Source organism: Cobetia crustatorum, assembly GCF_000591415.1.
Taxonomy (GTDB): Bacteria; Pseudomonadota; Gammaproteobacteria; order Pseudomonadales; family Halomonadaceae; genus Cobetia; species Cobetia crustatorum.
In genome coordinates this window covers 1-17,456 of the sequence record NZ_JEMF01000027.1, presented here as the reverse complement: position 1 = coordinate 17,456, position 17,456 = coordinate 1, and the positions used below count along the sequence as shown (strand labels likewise).

Genomic DNA, 17,456 nt, shown 5'->3' with positions numbered 1-17,456 from the left:
TTGGAACTTGAGACCGCCGTGCTCTCACAGCCTTAAAGCGAGAGATCCTGTCGTAGATACAATATCTTCTCTATCAAGAAAACCGTCTCGTAACCGCCGTGATTGATGATATGGGTTAATGACGCCAGTAGGTATTGAGTATTGTTTTGGAGAAGGCTATTGCAATACCATCAAATATTGCATATTTTTGAAACACGCTATTTAACGCTTCACGCTGCGGGTATCTCTGGTCTATAATCGCTCCTGTCCTTGTGCGGGTGCTTAACTGTCCCGAGTGCTCCGCACAAATCTTTCAGGTAGGTGATGATTTGTTTGTCAGGCGAATGAATATTTCCCCGACTAATTTTCAGAATAACCTTCCTGTGTCTTAACTGTCTGTCCCGACAAACTGGAGATGTCCATGTCCCTGCTAACTGACTTCATGCAGAAAGAACAAGAGCTCAAGAAACTTCAAGAGCAACTCGAAACCCTGCGCAATGATGATCGCCTGAAAAACGAACTTGAATTCAAGGACAAGCTGGATGCCTTGATGAGCGAGTATGGCAAGTCCACGCGTGATGTCATCTCTCTGCTGGACCCGAAGGCTGCCCAGACCCCGGCTGCTGCTGCCGCTGGTGAGAACAAGTCTGGTGGCGTGCGTCGCAAGCGCAAGCTCAAGATCTACAACAACCCGAACACGGGTGAAGTGATCGAGACTCGTGGTGGTAACCACAAGCAGCTGAAAGAGTGGAAAGAAGCTCACGGTGCTGAAACGGTTGAATCCTGGTTGGAACGCACCGAAAGCTAAGTTGTTCGCGCCTTGGGATGTGATCAATATCGCATTCGCGCTGATATTCTAAGCAGTATTCGAACATCAAAAAGCCCCGCGAATGCGGGGCTTTTTGATGTCTGGTGTCTTTACAGCGTTTCGTGCACTAGATCTTTCATGCACCTGAAAGTTTTCACGCTTTCAGGTGCATCCAAGTTCATGGAGTGCTTCGCGTTTAGCTGTCCAGTTGATTGAGATCAACCAAGCGGCCGATAGCGAGCACCTTGCCCGTCGGTTTGCCCGTCGGGGAGCCACCCTCTGGCTCCAGCGTCATTTCCAGCAGCTGGCCTGGGTTCATGCTGCCAATCTGCGCAGCGCTCAGCTCGATGCCTGCAACAGGATCTACCAGGCCCAACGAACGAGGACCTTCGGTTGGGTCGGTCAGCGTCCACAGTTCGATAACTCGATCTGATGGCCGCTCTATGTTGGCCTTGGGCGTCAACTGCAGTCCACCGGCAGTAGTGACATGCGCAACCCAGGTCGGAGTACCCGGATCTTCCAGTGTCTGCAGAACAGCCACCATGCGCTGTTCAATGGTGTCGGGTGCCTGCACCGCCATATCAGGCGTGCCGGTATCAATACCTTCCTGAGGCGCAAAGGGACCAACCTGCATCGCAAGCGCGAGTGCCAGACCTGCACCCAGCCCAAGGCCGATGCCGCCTCCCAGCCAGCGCACAAGCCACGACGGCTGACGCGTTTCTTCACGGCTCGTCGGTGCCGAGGCTGGCGCTTGCTTCAGGCGTGTAAGACTGGCATCAATACGCTTCCAGAGAGAATCGGAAGCTGGTTCCGGCGGAAGGCGATCACTGACACTCAGCCAGTGTTGCTGCCAGCGAAGCGCCATACGAGCGGCTTCATCATCACGGGCGATCCAGGCACGTATTTCTTCTTCTCGTTCAGGATCCAGCAGGCCAAGCGTATGCTCACCCAGCAACAGGTTCTGCTCTTCTGGCGTATCAGGAATAAGGGAAGTGTTCATCGTGACAGGCACTCCTGCAGTAGCTTGAGTCCGGCGCGAATGCGTCCCTTGATAGTGCCGAGCGGTGAGCTCATTTTCTCTGCGATCTGCTCGTGGGTCAGCCCTTTGAAGAAGGCCAGCAATATAGGCTCACGACGAGGCAGTTCAAGTTCACCGAGACAATCGCTGAGCTGATGGGCTGTCTGGGTGTTATCTGCGGCAGCTTCGGGGTTGGCGAGTAGATCCGCCAGGGTCTCAAGCGCATCGCTGTTACCACGCGGTGTACGCCCCTGAGCGCGTAGCTGATCCAGCGCACGATAGCGCAGAATGCTGAACAGCCAGGCACGACCATTCCCCAATTCTCGTCGATATTGCCCAGCGTTGGACCACAGCTTGATGAAGGCATCGTGAACGGCATCTTCGGCCTGATCACGGCTTCCCAGCAAACGCATGGCGAGCGCTAGCATACGACCCGATTCCAGATCATAGAGACTACGAAAGGCGGACTCTTCGCCACGGGCACAGGCTTCGATAGCGCTGGCGTGGTCGAAGGTGTCCGGTTCCTGCGGACTGGCAGACGGTGTGTGTGCTGGCATGGTGGTGCCGGCTCCTCTGGGTGGAGATCCATTGTTCAAGTGACGGTAGTCGCACCCTTGGGCGATGGCAAGCTGCATGAGCAGGTACTCCTGAAAGCAAGGCACAGGCGACGGTGAGTTCTCGAGAGCCAGCGGGCGCCAAGAACAAGGTGCATCGAGAATCAATGACATCGAAAACACAGCCGCACAGGACATGAGGGACTGATGGATTAACGCTCATGCGCGGAAGATGGATGTATGGGGAGTCGATGTTATGCAACATCGAGCGGAGGGGGGGGGAGGCGACGTGAGACAAGAACCTCTACGGAAGAAGGGCGCATTGCCGCCTGTACAGGGAGTCCGCATAATGGCCCGCATGACAGCCGGGGAGGCGCAATGGAGCAGACATTCAATACGATCGGCGTGATCGGCCGGCTAGGCAGTGCTCAGGTAGTGGACACGCTCAAGCGCCTGATTCGCTTTTTGGACGCCCGTGGGCTCGCCATGGTGATCGAAGAACGCACCGCCACGCTGTTGCTGGACCATGGCCTGGAAGTGGGTAGTCGTCGCCAGATCGGCGAACGCTGTGATCTGGTCATCGTTGTCGGCGGTGATGGTAGTTTGCTGGGCGCCGCACGCGCGCTCTGTCGTAGTGGCACCCCGGTTCTGGGAGTCAATCGTGGACGGCTGGGCTTTCTCACCGACATTCGACCCGATGAGCTGGAGCAGAAAGTCGCAGAAGTGCTCGAGGGCCAGTACCTCAGTGAGCAGCGCTTTCTGCTGGAGGCAGAGGTGTTTCGTGATAACGAGAAGATAGGTGCTGCAGATGGTTTGAATGATGTTGTGCTGCATCCCGGCAAGGCTGCACGCATGATCGAGTTTGAGCTCTTCATCGATGGACAGTTCGTCTACTCGCAGCGCTCTGATGGCCTGATTGTCGCAACTCCGACAGGATCAACGGCCTATGCGTTGTCAGGTGGCGGTCCGATTGTGCACCCTCGCCTTGAGGCCATCACGCTGGTACCGATGTTCCCGCATACGCTGTCCAGTCGCCCGATTGTCATCGACGCGGCCAGCGAGATCACGCTGCATATCAGTGCCAGCAACTCGACCTATCCGCATATCAGCTGTGATGGTCAGACGCAGGTGGTCGCCAAGCCGGGAGATGTGCTAAAGATCCGCCGCAAGCGCGAGCGCCTGACACTGATTCATCCGCTGGAGCACAACTATTTCGAGATCTGTCGTACCAAGCTCGGCTGGAGCAACCGCCTCGGCGAATGACATCAAGGCTCACTGCATGAATAAGTTTGTGACGCCACAAGATGGCTATGACCTGATCGGTGATGTACATGGCTGCGGCGCTACATTGGCGACGCTGTTGGAAACGCTCGGCTATCATCTGATCGATGGGGTTTATCGTCATCCGACGCGCAAGGTGATTTTCCTCGGTGATATCATTGATCGTGGTCCGCGTATTCGGCTAGCGGTTCAGCTGGCTAGTCGTATGGTAGATGCTGGCGAGGCGCTGATCGTGATGGGCAATCACGAATACAATGCATTGGCGTACTGTCGGCGTGCTCGTCAGCACAAGGGCGAAGAGCACCGCGATTTTCTGCGCCCCCACACGTCACGGCATAACCGCATCATTCGTGAGACGCTGGAACAGTATCAGCATCATCCTGATGAATGGGATGAAGCACTGCGCTGGTTCATGCGTATGCCGTTGTGTCTTGATCTACCACCGCTAGCTCCGGGCAAGAGCGGGCTGCGGGTGGTTCATGCTTGCTGGGATGAGTCGTTGGTGCGTGCTTTCCTGGAGCGCTACCCCGACGGGCGTATCGATGAAGATTTTCTGCATGATTCCATTGATTCCAACAGCTTTGCCTGGCGTGTACTGGAGCGACTGACGCGTGGTGCGAGTCTACGCCTGCCGGAAGGCATCGAGATTCACTCCGGCGATGGCTTTACGCGGCGCAGTTTCCGCACGCATTTCTGGGCACGCGAACCGCGTACCTATGGTGATGTCGTCTTTCAGCCGGACAATCTGCCGGGCGAATTGGAATCGCGCTGGTTGAGTGATGACGAGCTTTCGAACCTGCCCTATTACGGGCCAGAGCAGCCGCCGTTGTTCCTTGGGCACTATTGGTGCGAGGGTCTGCCAGCGCTGCCTGCGCCTAACATTGCCTGCCTGGATTACAGCGCCGTAAAGTTCGGTCGACTGGTGGCCTATCGCTTCAGTGGTGAAGCAACATTGGACGCTGAAAACTTTGTTTGGGTGCCGGTCCCACGTGAGCCCTCTCGGCGACCACTGCCTGAAGAGCTACCGGTTGATGCATTGGCAAGTCGAGGCCCAAGCCATGATGAGCCTGCGGAGTAGTCAGTGGTAGCGTAGAGTGTTGGAATCGTCGTATAGGATTTTTTAAAATATTGGTTGCTGTTGATTGCTTTTTTCAATCGTTATTCAGTGAACCATTCACTGTTGGCGTACTCTGAGTAAGTGTTCCCTTGAATGATCCCTTGCTCAGTCCGGTGGCCCCCCACCGGGCTTTTTTTATGCCTATCTGCTGACAATCTGGGACGATATGCTGATGTCTCGCCCGTCATGTCTTCTTTCTGCGTCGCGGCAGCACGTCGACGGTGCATTACTACTTGTTAAGTACTGCTAAGGGCACTGCATGTTCAAGGTTCTGACGTTACCGCAGACGTTTGATAGCCGCTCATTGCGCGAAGCGTTGTGGGCAGAGGGAATTGGTCATCAAATTACGCACGACGCTGACGCGTCGCCAGGTGTCGACGAGGTCAAGCAAGTGCTGTGGCTGGCTGACCCTGAAAAGTTGCCTATCGTGGTTGCGATGTTGGAACGCCATTCGAATGGCGAACCGCTGCGCGATGCTGATTCGGCCACTACTCGCTCATATGGCGTGAAATCCACCGGCCTCTGGCCTCTCGTGCGTCAGACACCGTTAACCTGGCTGGTAGGCCTTGCCTGCTGCCTGACCGTGTTGGCGCAGTACTCGCTCGGTCAGGCCGCTGTCTTTCAGTGGCTGGCGATCGTGCCTTTTGAATTGATTGACCCCCAGCACATTCGTCCAGAGACATTGTCGGCCACGCTATCTGGTGAATGGTGGCGACTGTGGTCGCCATCATTGATGCATTTCGGCGTGCTGCACCTTGTCTTCAATCTGCTGTGGCTGTGGGTCTTTGGACGACAGATCGAAGCCATTGATGGTCCTTGGCGTTTCGCTCTGGTGCTATTGATCAGCGGCATTGCTGCCAATCTGGCGCAATACGCGGTAGGCAGCGTGTTGTTTGGCGGTCTTTCCGGTATCGATTTCGCGGTCATCGGCTATGTGTTCATGGCGGCTCGTCGCCGTCCGGGGCTTGGCTATCAGATCCAACGCTCACTGATGATTTTCATGCTGATCTATCTAGTGCTGTGCATGACACCGCTATCGAGTGCTATCGGGCTTGGTGCCATTGCCAATGAAGCGCATCTAGGGGGCTTGCTGTCAGGCCTGGTACTTGGCTTTCTGCTACCGAGGCGCACGCGTAGGCAGGCAGCCAAGCGCTAGCTGAAATGCGTGGTTGGAGATACACGGCAGGTAGCCCAGGTGCTGTCATGGCTCGCATGCTGACAGCGGGGAAGATGACAGTGATAGAATGACGGCCATCAATCACGGTCTGCGACGGCAGCCGTGGCCCAGTATCAGGAGAGAAGCCATGAGCAACATGACCTTTGACGGCATGGTGGGACAGATGACGCCCGCTATCTATGAGAGCCTCAAGCAATCCATGCAGCTACGTAAGTGGCCGGATGGTCGAGTGCTGACGCCAGAGCAGGTCGAGCTGTGCATGGAAGCCGTCATCAAGTACGAAGCGCACAATAATGTACCGCCCGAGTCGCGAGTTGGTTTCATCGATAACGGCACCTGTGGCCCGCGTGATGATGAGCCTACTGAAAATAAGGCTACCAAGGATGAGCCGGAGCAGATCAAGTGGGTCAATTGACACTCGACGATGTGCTGGACGCAAACGAAGGCCAAGAGCGCAAGGCTAGCGACAGTGCAGAGCCTCGTACGCTGAGCGGTACGCTTGGCAAGATGGCGATTGAGCCGTCAGGCGAGCCGGTGGTGATCGATACCTCACCCGATGCCGTTGCTGGCCTGCGTGAGCGTGTGACTGCCAATTACGTCCTGCGTCTCGGTGATGAGCGCCAGCCTCTGAACGCTTATCTGGGCCAGCCGATACGCTTGACCTTCAGTGGCCAGATTCACTGTACACATTGCGGTCGCAAGACCAAGAATAGCTTCGCGCAGGGCCATTGCTACCCCTGTTTTCGCAAGCTGCCGCAGTGCGATGGCTGCATCATGAAGCCAGAAACCTGCCACTTCGCCGAGGGCACCTGTCGTGACCCGGAGTGGGGCGAGCAGTTCTGTTTCCAGCCGCACATCGTTTATCTCGCCAATTCCTCGGGACTCAAGGTCGGCATTACACGTGCGACTCAGATGCCGACCCGCTGGTTTGATCAGGGCGCCATTCAGGCGCTACCGATTGTCGAGGTGTCCAACCGGCTGCAGTCTGGGCTGGTCGAGGTATTGTTCAAGCAGGCGGTCAATGACAGAACCAACTGGCGCGCAATGCTGAAAGGCGATGTGGCTGAGCTGGATCTGGAAGCCGAGCGTGATCAACTACTCGCACAGATGGAAGATGGGCTGGCAGCGCTACAGGCACATTGTGGTGAGGGTGCCATTCGTGTGCTGAGAACGACGCCACTGGCGTTTGATTTTCCAGTACGTACTGCGCCCACCAAGGTCACGTCATTCAACTTTGACAAGACACCCGTCGTGGAAGGTGTGCTCGAGGGCCTCAAGGGTCAGTACCTGATTCTCGACACTGGAGTGATCAACCTGCGCAAGTTCACCGGTTATGAGGTAGAAGTCACGCTGGGCGAGTAAATATTGTCGTCACATTGACTCTTCTGACTCAACAACAACGCCCGCTCCCTCTTTGCAGGAGGAGCGGGCGTTGTTGCATTTGGCCCAAAGGATGAAATTTTTATTCCTTTTTGTTATGGTATTTCCATAATTCAATTATAAATAATTATATAATATTGATAACAAAGGGACGGTGGCATGATCAAGAGAGCATTATTCGGCCTGCTAGGCGCGGTGGCATTGAGTACGACGCTTGGTCAAGCACAAGCCTCCGATGACCGTAAGGTGATTCTCGGTACCAATAATTGGGCTGAGAACGTGGCTGTCGCCAATATGTGGAAACTGCTGCTAGACACGCGAGGCTATGACGTCGAACTGAAGTCCATTGGCAAGAGTGTATTGTTTGCCGGGCTTGCGACTCGTGATATCGATGTCACGCTGGAGTTGTGGCTACCTACGACAGATGCACCGTTTCTAGCACCCTATGATGACGATATTGAAGTTCACGACATCTGGTACCGTGGTACTGGACTTGGGTTGGTAGTGCCAAGTTATGTGGATATTGATTCCATTGCGGACCTCAAGGGGCGTGAAGATGAATTCGCCTATAAGGGGCGGCCAACAGTGCTAGGCATCGATGCCGGATCTGCCATTGCTGCCTTGACAGATGATGCGATTGATCGCTATGAACTCGATATGAAGCAGGTCAATTCCTCGGAGCCCGCGATGATGTCGGCATTGAGTGATGCATATTCACGTCAGGCGCCGATGCTCGTGACGCTATGGAATCCTCATTGGGCATTCGCCCAATATGACCTCAAGTACCTGAAAGACCCTGAAGGTGTTTACGGCGATAATGAAGATATTTATTGGATGTCGCGTCTCGCGTTTGGCGAGGACTTTCCGAAGATCACACAAGTCTTGAATGCATGGGAAATGAGTGATGAAGAACTTGCCACACTGATGGCAGGGATCGAGTCACGCGGTGACCCGGTGGAGGGCGCGCAGGCTTGGATTGATGAGCACCCTGCGCAGATTGAACGCTGGTTGACGGCGGGTGGTCTCTGATAGGGCTGTCAGCATGGCTTAGCAGCATGGCCTGACATGATCGAAAGCCTGAATGCAGCACGCCCGCCTGTCTAACATGGTGGGCGTGCTGCGCTCAGGCAAAGGCACAGAGTCGCTATCCTGAGTCATGATGGCCGGGAGGCTTGGCCCACCTAAGCTCAGGGGCGGTTTAGCTACGCACGAGTTAGCCAAGCACGGGCTGGCGTCGTGCCTGCATGCGTTCCAGGAAGACTTCCATCACGCGACGATAAAGCTCGCGACCGAGCACGACATCCTCAACGCCCGCATCCAGATTTGGATTGTCATTGACCTCGATGACCACGACGCGGTCCTCCAGCTGCTTGAGGTCAACACCATACAGACCATCGCCGATCAGGCGTGTCGCTTTCAGTGCGGCCTTGATGATGGCTAGAGGGGCTTCACTCGGATCTATCGTGGCAAAGCCACCGGAACGAGTACGCGCACCACTGTGGTCATAGATCTGCCAATGGCCGCGCGCCATGTAGTAGCGGCTGGCGAACAACACCTTGCCGTCGAGGACACCGATGCGCCAATCGAATTCCGTCGGCAGCCACTCCTGCAACAACAGCAGTGCTGAGTCGTGGAAGAGGCGCTCGGCCTCACGCACCAGCGCTTCCGGGCCGTCAATCTTGACGATACCGCGGGAGAAAGCGCCATCGGGTACCTTCATCACCAGCGGATAGCGCATGTGCTGGCCACGCTCGGCCAGCTGACGAAGCTCACCGCGATGAATCAGGCGCCCCTGGGGCGCGCTTAGACCGCGTGCCTTGAGTAGTTCGTGCAGAAAGACCTTGTTGGTGCAGCGCAGAATCGACTGACTATCATCCATTACTACCAGCCCTTCGTACTCGGCACGCTTTGCCATCCGGTAAGTGTGATGATCAAGGCTGGTCGTTTCGCGGATGAACAGGCCATCGAATTCGGCCAGACGGCCCTCGTCACGGCGTGTGATCAGGCTGACATCAATACCCAGTCGTCGGCCCTCACGAATGAAGTGCTTGAGTGCCGTGCGATTGGAGGGCGGAAGTTCCTCTTCAGGGTCCACCAGCATCGCCAAGTCAAAGCGATAATGATGACGTGCCTTGGGCGTGCGCCATACCTTGCGCGAATGACGGTTTATCGCCTGTGCAAAACGGTCTTCATCGCACTCTGCCAGATGGCTCAGTGACTGAGGACGCACACGCTTGAGTATCCAGGTATCGCCACGCGCTTCCAGACGCACTTCCAGCAGCGGGCAGGGCAGTCGCTCGAACAGCTTGCGCCCCAGTCGCGACAGTGCAGGATCATCGCTTTCACCGAAGGTCAGCAGGAGATCAAGGCGTGCCCGCTTGCCCTCGATGAGTGGCTGACTGGCGGGGGCTGGCAGGGCACCCTTGCGCGTCAGCTCCTCAAGCAGCACGCGAATGCCGCCCAGCTCCATGTCGATCAGCGATTTACGCGATAGCTGATTGAGCGTCTCCACTGTCGGCAGCGCTTTCTGGCCGCGTGCCTGAGCCAGTAACGAGACGTAATAGCCGATACCCAGGTAGTCGAGACCCCCGCACAGGTTGATGACATGAGTCGCAGGCTGCGGCGCATCATCGCCCAGTGCCACGGCAGGTGCATCGCTTGAAAGCTCTGAGAGAAAATCATGGGCACTGATGACGTCGTCGCTGGGATAGAAAGCGCGCCAGTCGGAAACACGGTCAACCACAATACGCAGACGTGACATCTCAGAGCCTCGAAGGGCAGGCACCGAAGCGGTGCCGAATGCGCGCATCATGAAAAATAATCTCTGTCATCGCAATAGCCTGAAAGGTGAAATAATTTCATGCAATCAGGCCAAGACAAGACACGTTTGCATGGCCAGAATGCAGCGCATCCCAACACGCCAGTTCAAGCTGCCCATGATGCAGCTTGCGGGCACTGCCAAGCGAGAGAGCCTGCACCATGAACCCCATTCTGCGTCCCGCCATTCGGGCCGATCTCGATGCGCTTGTAGAGCTCGAGGAAGTGAGCTTCGACAGCGATTGGTTCAGTCGCCGTCAGCTGTCTCATCTTGTTCTGCGTGCCAATGCGTGCACGCTGGTGGTCATTCAGCCCGATGAAGAGGCGGCATCATCTCTACAGAGTTCTAGCGCAGCTGCGACCTCTGGTGATGTCATCGCTGCCCTGTGGCCGGCAGGCAGCGTTGAGCAGGATGATGCCACGCCGCTACGTAGCGTATTGGGTTACGGTACCTTGCTGTTTCGACGCAATTCACAACGTGCACGGCTCTATTCTTTCTGTCTGCATCCCGATGCGCGCGGACGCGGCTTGGCGCAACAGTTACTGAGTGAGCTTGAGCGCCTGGCCTGTGAACATGGCTGTCAGCAGCTAGATCTTGAGGTGCATACCGGCAATGCACCTGCCATTGCACTCTACGAGCGCCATGGCTTTGTCAAATGCGGCCGTCTGACGGATTACTATGCTGATGGTGCTTCGGCCTGGCAGATGCGCAAGACGCTGATGGCGCTTGTCGAGGCCAATGTCGTCTAAGTCAGACTCCTTGCTCGTGGGCATGGCGCGATTCGCCTCCATGGGCTAGGATGCGCTGTTCTTTATGGCACTTTCGTTCTAGGGTGCTTTCGCTTCAATGCGCTATTTTTCAAGGCTCTAAAGGAATCACTCCATGCCGTCATTCGATATTGTCTCCGAACTCGATAAACACGAAGTTCAGAACGCCGTCGATCAGGCCAATCGCGAACTCGCGACTCGCTTCGACTTCAAGGGCGTGACCGCCACCTTCACACTCGAAAAGGAAGAGAACGTCAATCTTGAAGCAGAAGCTGACTTTCAGCTGCGTCAGATGATTGATCTGCTCAAGGGACGCTTGATTGCACGCGGTATCGACGTGCGCTGTCTGGAAGAGAAGGACCCTGAAAGTGGCGGTGTTCGCGCCCGTCAGCAGCTGGTGCTGCGTCAGGGGCTTGATCAGGCGAACGCCAAGAAGGTCGTCAAGGCGCTCAAGGATGCCAAGCTCAAGGTGCAGGCACAGATCCAGGGCGAGAAAGTGCGTGTGACCGGCAAGAAGCGTGATGACCTTCAGGGCGCCATGGCATTGCTCAAAAGTGATGAAGGCATCGAGCTGCCGCTGCAGTTCAATAATTTCCGCGACTGATACACCTGGAGTTGAGCAGTAAGGCTCAAAAGCCAGAACTCACGTATCTGTCACGCTCAGCATCGCCCGCTCATTGCGGGCGGTGCTGTCTTCGTTTGATTCAGGTGGTTGGTCAGGTGTTTGGATTTCGAAAGCATCGCTTGCTTCAATAGCGCTGTTTTGGAGCCGTTCGCCACTATTCGCAATACCCGCGCAGTGTTTGCGCAAAGAGAGGTTACATGTCTGCTCCGCTCGCTATCGGCCAGCGCAACACCCTGACGATCACCAAGCGGGTCGGCTTCGGCGTCTTCCTCGATGGCGGCAGTCATGGTGAAATTCTGCTGCCGACGCCCTTCATTCCGCCTGGTTCTGATGTCGGTGATGCTGTCGAAGTCTTCGTCAGCCTTGATGATGAAGACCGACTGCTGGCCACTACGCGTTATCCGCGTGCCATGGCCGGTGAATTCGCTGCGCTCAAGGTGGTCGAAGTCAACGACATTGGCACCTTCCTCGACAACGGCCTCAGCAAGGATCTATTGCTGCCTTACGGTGAGCGCAAGCGCGAGCTCAAGGCCGGCCAGTTTGCGATGGTGCACGTGGGCCTCGACAAGCACAGTGACCGCATGGTCGCCTCGATGCGTCTTGACCGCTGGTTGGACAAGATTCCAAGCGAGTATGTCGCAGGCGAGGAAATCTCTGGACTGGTTGCTGCACGTACAGAGCTGGGTATGAAGATCATCATCAACAATACCCACTGGGGCCTTGTTCATCATGACCGCATCTTCACTCGCTTGCGCATCGGTAATCGTCTGCGTCTATGGGTGTTGAAGAATGATGGCGATGGCAATATCGATCTGACGCCGCAGGCACCGGGACCGGCAGGGCATCAACAGCTAGCAGATCGCATTCTGGCGAGCCTTGAAGCTAGCGGTGGTGTATTGCCACTGGGCGACAAGAGCGCACCGGAAGCCGTCAGCGAAGCCTTCGGCGCCAGCAAGGCCAACTTCAAGCGCGCGCTTGGTCATCTGAAGCGCGAAGGCAAGGTGAGCCTGACCCCGACGGAAACGCGGCTGGTGAAGTAAGCAGAACGTTGTTGGATCAGTGAACTTCAACTGCCGCCTCTCGGGCTTCCGACGGGCGGCAGTTGCGTTTATGGGCAACGCATGGCACCAATGAAGGCGTATCGCTGCTCATGGCGCACGATACTTTTAGTGGTGTACCTGCCTGATTCGTTCTCAAGCCCATTCTCTTCGACAAGGAAAGTCCGCATGTCTGCCTCCGTCTCTGTCCCTGTTTCAGGATCTGTCCCCGCTTCGGCTTCATCGTCTGCACTACGTATTCTGCTGGCTCCTGACAGCTTCAAGGAGGCGTTGGCGGCCAGTGATGCTGCTGATGCCATGGCGACAGGTATTCGGCGCGTGCTGCCTGATGCCACGTTGGACCTATGTCCGCTGGGCGATGGCGGCGAAGGGACGCTGGCCGCACTGTTGGCGGCAGCCAGCGAGTCAGACCCCATCGAGGCGCGCCGTTGTCAGGTACAAGACCCACTCGGACGCAAGGTCAGCGCTCAATGGGGCTGGCAGCCGGGCAGTCGCACCGCAATTGTCGAGCTTGCTGAGGCCAGCGGTCTGCATCTGCTCAGTCCTGATGAGCGCGATGCACGCATTGCCAGTACTCACGGCGTGGGCGAGCTGATTCTTGCCGCGCTTGATGCTGGTGCCGAGCAACTGATTCTGACGCTGGGTGGCAGTGCGACCAATGATGGTGGCAGCGGCATGCTGCAGGCGTTGGGGCTGCGCTTGCTGGATGCTCAGGGCGAGGCATTGCCACCCGGCGGCGCGGCGCTGGCTCAGCTCGCCAGTCTGGATGCCAGCGGACTGGATGCACGGCTTGCGACGCTAAACGTGGCTGCAGCGGTCGATGTGGACAATCCGCTGTGTGGCCCGCGAGGCGCTACCGCTGTCTTCGGGCCACAGAAGGGGGCCAGCGCAGCGCAGGTCGCAGAGCTTGATGCGGCGCTGGCTCACTTCGCACGTTTGAGCACTGACGTCCTCTGCGGCGACCAATCGACGCTTGCCGGTGCGGGGGCCGCGGGCGGTATGGGATATGCGGCAGCTGCCTGGCTATCGGGTGCGCTCAGACCCGGTATCGAGTTGGTGATGGAGCGTCTGAATGTCACTGAACGCCTCTCGCAGTGTGATCTGTTGATCACGGGAGAAGGTGGCCTGGATGGCCAGAGTCTGGGTGGCAAGACACCGATTGGCGCGGCGCGTGCCGCCAGGGCTGCAGGCGTACCGGCCATCGTGCTGGCAGGGCGGCTGAGCGAGGGCTGGCAGGCCGCGCACGATGAGGGCGTGAGTGCCGTCTTCACCCTGTGTGACAGTGCCATGCCGCTGGAGCAGGCGCTGGCGCGCACGCCGGAGCTGTTGGCGGACCGTTGTGAGGCCATCATGCGCCTGTGGTTGATCGCGCGTCGCGCACAAGGATGATGGTGTGCCGCGGATGAGGTGCGGCGTTGTTGCGCACGTGTAGCCTTTCGTGACTCAGGCAAGCCCGTTACCATGCAGTGAGTACTATCAAGTAGATAGCCATAAAACACTTCCCCCCGGGACAGCTTGCCGGTTGACTGGTGGCAGGTAGCGCAAGCAGCGCGTGGCCAATGGTGACGAGGACCCGAGATGACGATCTTCCGGCGTATGAAGCGTATTTGCTGGCTGGGCCTGGCTTGGTTGTTCTTCGCCATCGGGTTTGCCGGGATGTTTCTGCCTTTGCTGCCAACGACCGTGTTCATGCTGTTGGCGCTGGCATGTGCCAGCAGAGGTTCTCCCCGCTTTGCGCGTTATATCCGCGAGCACCCCCAGATAGGGCCGACACTGGTCGCCTGGGAGCGAGAACGCGCCATCCCGCTGCGTGCACGCATCATGGCGGTCAGCATGCTGGCTGTCTCGATGCTGATCATCCTGTTTACGGTGTCGGTACTGGTGGTCAAGGCATCGTTGTTGGTCTTCTTGACCTTGTTGGCGATCTGGCTGGCGACGCGTCCTGAGCCGAAGGGCGAGCGTGATGTGGCATCCGTGGACGGCAGTGCTTCCGAGGCTACCGCTGGCGACACGCTTCCACGCGAATGAGTGTCTAACGGGTGTCAAATATGTGCTGTTTTGAGGGCACAAGAGGCGAGTTGTCCCTCGGTGCCCGATTCTTTTTGTCGTGCGGAGCTATCGTTCTTCGCCGGCGTTGATTGCGGAGATCTTCATGTCACAACCTGCAGCTATCCATCTTGCTGATTATCAGGCTCCGGCCTGGCAAGTGCTTGAAACTCGCCTGACCTTCGAACTTGAGCCTTCCGCCACACGTGTTACCACCGTGTTGACGCTCGAATGCAATCCCGATGCCGCGATTGGCAGCGATGCTACGCCGCCGCTGGTGCTCAATGGCGAGCATCTGACACTTGAGCGCGTGAGCGTCGATGGCCGCGTGCTGGCCAGTGACGAGTTCACGATCAGCGAGACGCATCTGACACTCGATGGCTTGCCGGCACGTTGTGAGCTTGAGACGGTCGTGGTTATTGATCCAGCGGCCAATACGGCGCTGGAAGGGCTCTACGTGTCTTCTGGCATGTTCTGCACTCAGTGCGAGGCCGAAGGCTTCCGTCGTATCACCTATTACCCGGATCGTCCGGACGTGATGTCCGTGTTCACCACTACGGTCATCGGTGATAAGGCTCATTATCCAATCCTGCTCTCCAACGGCAATCCCGTGGAGCGTGGTGAGCTGGAAGGCGGCCGTCACTTCGTGACCTGGCAAGATCCGCATCTCAAGCCCTGCTACCTGTTCGCGCTGGTGGCGGGGGATCTGGTCAAGCATGCCGACAGCTTCACTACCATGAGCGGTCGCGATGTCGCACTGGAAATCTGGGTCGAGCCAGAGAATCTCGACAAGACCCAGCATGCGATGACCTCGCTCAAGGCTTCCATGAAGTGGGACGAGGAGGTGTATGGGCGTGAGTACGATCTGGATATCTTCATGATTGTCGCGGTCAACGATTTCAACATGGGCGCGATGGAGAACAAGGGGCTCAATATCTTCAACAGCTCCTGTGTGCTGGCCAATCACGACACGGCGACCGATGCTGCCTTCCAGCGCGTCGAAGGCGTGGTGGCCCACGAGTACTTCCATAACTGGTCTGGTAATCGCGTGACCTGTCGTGACTGGTTCCAGCTGTCATTGAAGGAAGGGTTCACGGTCTATCGTGATCAGAGCTTCTCGGCGGACATGAACTCGGCACCGGTCAAGCGTATCGAAGACGTGGCCATGTTGCGTACCGCGCAGTTTGCCGAAGATGCTGGCCCCACGGCTCATCCGGTGCGTCCGGCGTCCTACATCGAGATTTCCAACTTCTATACCCTGACCATTTATGAGAAGGGCTCGGAAGTGGTGCGCATGGTCGCCAATCTGCTGGGCAAAGGGGCCTTCCGTCGTGGCAGTGACCTCTACTTCGCGCAGAATGATGGCCGTGCAGCCACCATTGAGGACTTCATCAGTGCGATGAGTGAAGCCTCCGGACGCGACTTCACCCAGTTCATGCGTTGGTACGCGCAGGCGGGTACGCCTGAGGTGGCCGCCAGTGGTGTCTTTGATGCAACGGCCAAGACCTACACGCTGACGCTACGTCAGACGACGGCACCGACGCCGGGACAGAACGAGAAGCTGCCGCTGGTGATTCCGGTGCGTATGGGTCTGGTCAGCGCTGACGGCCATGACTTGCCGTTGGTGCTGGAGGGTGCATCACTGGGCAGCGAGAGCGTATTGGAGCTGACCGAAGCCGAGCAGAGCTTCGTCTTCACCGGTATCGAGCATGCACCGGTACCGTCGTTGCTGCGCGGCTTCTCGGCGCCGGTCAAGCTGGGCTTTGACTATAGCCGCGAGCAGCTGGCCTTCCTGATGCAGCATGACAGTGATGGCTTCAACCGCTGGGAGTGTGGTCAGCGACTGGCACTGGCGGCGCTGGAAGACCTGATGGCGGCCTTCCAGCGCGGTGACAAGCAGGCGCATCTCGATGAACGTCTGCTGGCGGCGTATCGTTTCCTGCTGACGGGTGAGCCGACGGACCGCGCAGTGCTGGCCGAAATGCTGACGTTGCCGTCTGAGGCATATATCGCCGAGCAGCAAGCTGTTGTCGATGTCGATGCCATCCATTGGGCGCGCAAGACGGCCAAGGCGCAGCTGGCGACCGTATTGCGCGAAGAATTCGTGGCGCTTTATCACGCCAACGAACAGCAGGGTGAGTACGCACCGACCTTCGAGCAGATGGCGCGCAGAAGCCTCAAGAATGCTGCACTCAGTTACCTGATGGGTATCGAGGATAAAGAAGGCATGCGTCTGGCTCAGGCCCAGTTGGCCGCGGCGCATAACATGACAGACGTTCGCGCCGCGCTGACACTGTTGGTGCACTCTTCACGCACTGAGTTGGGTAATCCGGCACTGAAGGCCTTCGCTGAGCGCTGGTCTCACGATCCGCTGGTGATGGACCAGTGGTTCGCGATTCAGGTCACTCGCCCGCAGACCGATGTATTGGATCGTGTGCGTTTCCTGATGGAGCATCCGGCTTTCTCGCTGACCAATCCCAACAAGGTGCGTGCGCTGATTGGCACCTTTGCAGGTCAGAATCGCGTCAACTTCCACCGTATTGATGGTGAAGGCTATCGCCTGCTGGCGGATGTAGTGATTGAGTTGAATCGTCTGAATCCGGATATCGCGGCGCGCATCATCACACCGCTGACCCGCTTCAAACGCTTCGATGCGGCACGTCAGGCGTTGATGAAGACGGAACTTGAGCGTATTCGTAACGAGAAGCTGTCGCGTAATGTCTACGAGGTCGTGGAGAAGGCGCTGGCGTGATGCCAGCGTATCTCAGGATCTGTTGGATTCTGAGTGGCTGACTCGTCATCAGATGTAAAAGAAGCCCTCACCAATT

General features: G+C 57.2%; 16 protein-coding genes. 13 read left to right on the top strand and 3 right to left on the bottom strand.

Features of this window, described 5'->3' with window-relative positions:
• Positions 1-400 precede the first annotated feature (400 nt).
• Complete coding sequence (locus tag BF12_RS0107635; RefSeq protein ID WP_024951767.1) at positions 401-787, top strand: histone-like nucleoid-structuring protein, MvaT/MvaU family; 387 nt, start codon at positions 401-403, stop codon at positions 785-787.
• A 196-nt stretch (positions 788-983) separates the two neighbouring features.
• Here the strand turns inward: BF12_RS0107635 and BF12_RS0107630 are convergent, their stop codons facing one another.
• On the bottom strand, positions 984-1,787 hold the full coding sequence (locus BF12_RS0107630; protein WP_024951766.1) for an anti-sigma factor: 804 nt from the start codon (positions 1,785-1,787) through the stop codon (positions 984-986).
• Complete coding sequence (locus BF12_RS19180; RefSeq protein WP_024951765.1) at positions 1,784-2,440, bottom strand: sigma-70 family RNA polymerase sigma factor; 657 nt, start codon at positions 2,438-2,440, stop codon at positions 1,784-1,786. Before BF12_RS19180 ends, BF12_RS0107630 begins: the two co-directional genes overlap by 4 nt.
• Positions 2,441-2,737: 297 nt before the next feature.
• Here BF12_RS19180 and BF12_RS0107620 point away from each other — a divergent pair, with 297 nt between their 5' ends.
• From BF12_RS0107620 to BF12_RS0107595, 6 genes are all read left to right on the top strand, one after another.
• Positions 2,738-3,622 (top strand): NAD(+) kinase, encoded by an 885-nt coding sequence (locus BF12_RS0107620; RefSeq protein WP_024951764.1) that lies wholly within the window; start codon positions 2,738-2,740, stop codon positions 3,620-3,622.
• Between the two features lie 16 nt (positions 3,623-3,638).
• Positions 3,639-4,718, top strand: coding sequence for a metallophosphoesterase (locus tag BF12_RS0107615; RefSeq protein ID WP_024951763.1), 1,080 nt, complete (start codon positions 3,639-3,641; stop codon positions 4,716-4,718).
• A gap of 298 nt (positions 4,719-5,016) precedes the next feature.
• Complete coding sequence (locus tag BF12_RS0107610; RefSeq protein WP_024951762.1) at positions 5,017-5,913, top strand: rhomboid family intramembrane serine protease; 897 nt, start codon at positions 5,017-5,019, stop codon at positions 5,911-5,913.
• A gap of 148 nt (positions 5,914-6,061) precedes the next feature.
• On the top strand, positions 6,062-6,349 hold the full coding sequence (locus BF12_RS0107605) for a YeaC family protein (protein ID WP_024951761.1): 288 nt from the start codon (positions 6,062-6,064) through the stop codon (positions 6,347-6,349).
• Between the two features lie 92 nt (positions 6,350-6,441).
• Positions 6,442-7,296 carry a DUF2797 domain-containing protein gene (locus tag BF12_RS0107600; protein ID WP_084488021.1) on the top strand — a complete coding sequence of 285 codons (855 nt, stop codon included), beginning with the start codon at positions 6,442-6,444 and terminating at the stop codon, positions 7,294-7,296.
• Positions 7,297-7,473: 177 nt separating this feature from the next.
• Complete coding sequence (locus BF12_RS0107595) at positions 7,474-8,343, top strand: glycine betaine ABC transporter substrate-binding protein (protein WP_035159504.1); 870 nt, start codon at positions 7,474-7,476, stop codon at positions 8,341-8,343.
• Positions 8,344-8,527: 184 nt separating this feature from the next.
• Here BF12_RS0107595 and BF12_RS0107590 read toward each other — a convergent pair whose 3' ends face one another.
• The gene (locus BF12_RS0107590) at positions 8,528-10,075 is read right to left on the bottom strand and encodes a RimK family ATP-grasp domain-containing protein (protein ID WP_024951758.1); all 1,548 of its coding nucleotides are present in this window, start codon (positions 10,073-10,075) and stop codon (positions 8,528-8,530) included.
• Between the two features lie 218 nt (positions 10,076-10,293).
• On the opposite strand from BF12_RS0107590, the gene BF12_RS0107580 reads away from it, so the two are divergent.
• From BF12_RS0107580 to pepN, 6 genes are all read left to right on the top strand, one after another.
• Positions 10,294-10,881, top strand: a complete 588-nt coding sequence (locus BF12_RS0107580; RefSeq protein ID WP_024951757.1) for a GNAT family N-acetyltransferase — start codon at positions 10,294-10,296, stop codon at positions 10,879-10,881.
• A gap of 133 nt (positions 10,882-11,014) precedes the next feature.
• Complete coding sequence (locus tag BF12_RS0107575; protein ID WP_024951756.1) at positions 11,015-11,503, top strand: YajQ family cyclic di-GMP-binding protein; 489 nt, start codon at positions 11,015-11,017, stop codon at positions 11,501-11,503.
• A 218-nt stretch (positions 11,504-11,721) separates the two neighbouring features.
• Positions 11,722-12,564, top strand: coding sequence for a CvfB family protein (locus tag BF12_RS0107570; RefSeq protein ID WP_024951755.1), 843 nt, complete (start codon positions 11,722-11,724; stop codon positions 12,562-12,564).
• 186 nt (positions 12,565-12,750) lie between these two features.
• Positions 12,751-13,971, top strand: a complete 1,221-nt coding sequence (locus BF12_RS0107560) for a glycerate kinase (RefSeq protein WP_024951754.1) — start codon at positions 12,751-12,753, stop codon at positions 13,969-13,971.
• A gap of 189 nt (positions 13,972-14,160) precedes the next feature.
• Positions 14,161-14,610, top strand: coding sequence for a YbaN family protein (locus BF12_RS0107555; protein WP_024951753.1), 450 nt, complete (start codon positions 14,161-14,163; stop codon positions 14,608-14,610).
• 124 nt (positions 14,611-14,734) lie between these two features.
• Positions 14,735-17,380: an aminopeptidase N gene (pepN, locus tag BF12_RS0107550; RefSeq protein WP_024951752.1), complete on the top strand. Its 2,646-nt coding sequence runs from the start codon at positions 14,735-14,737 to the stop codon at positions 17,378-17,380.
• The last annotated feature ends 76 nt before the right edge of the window (positions 17,381-17,456 follow it).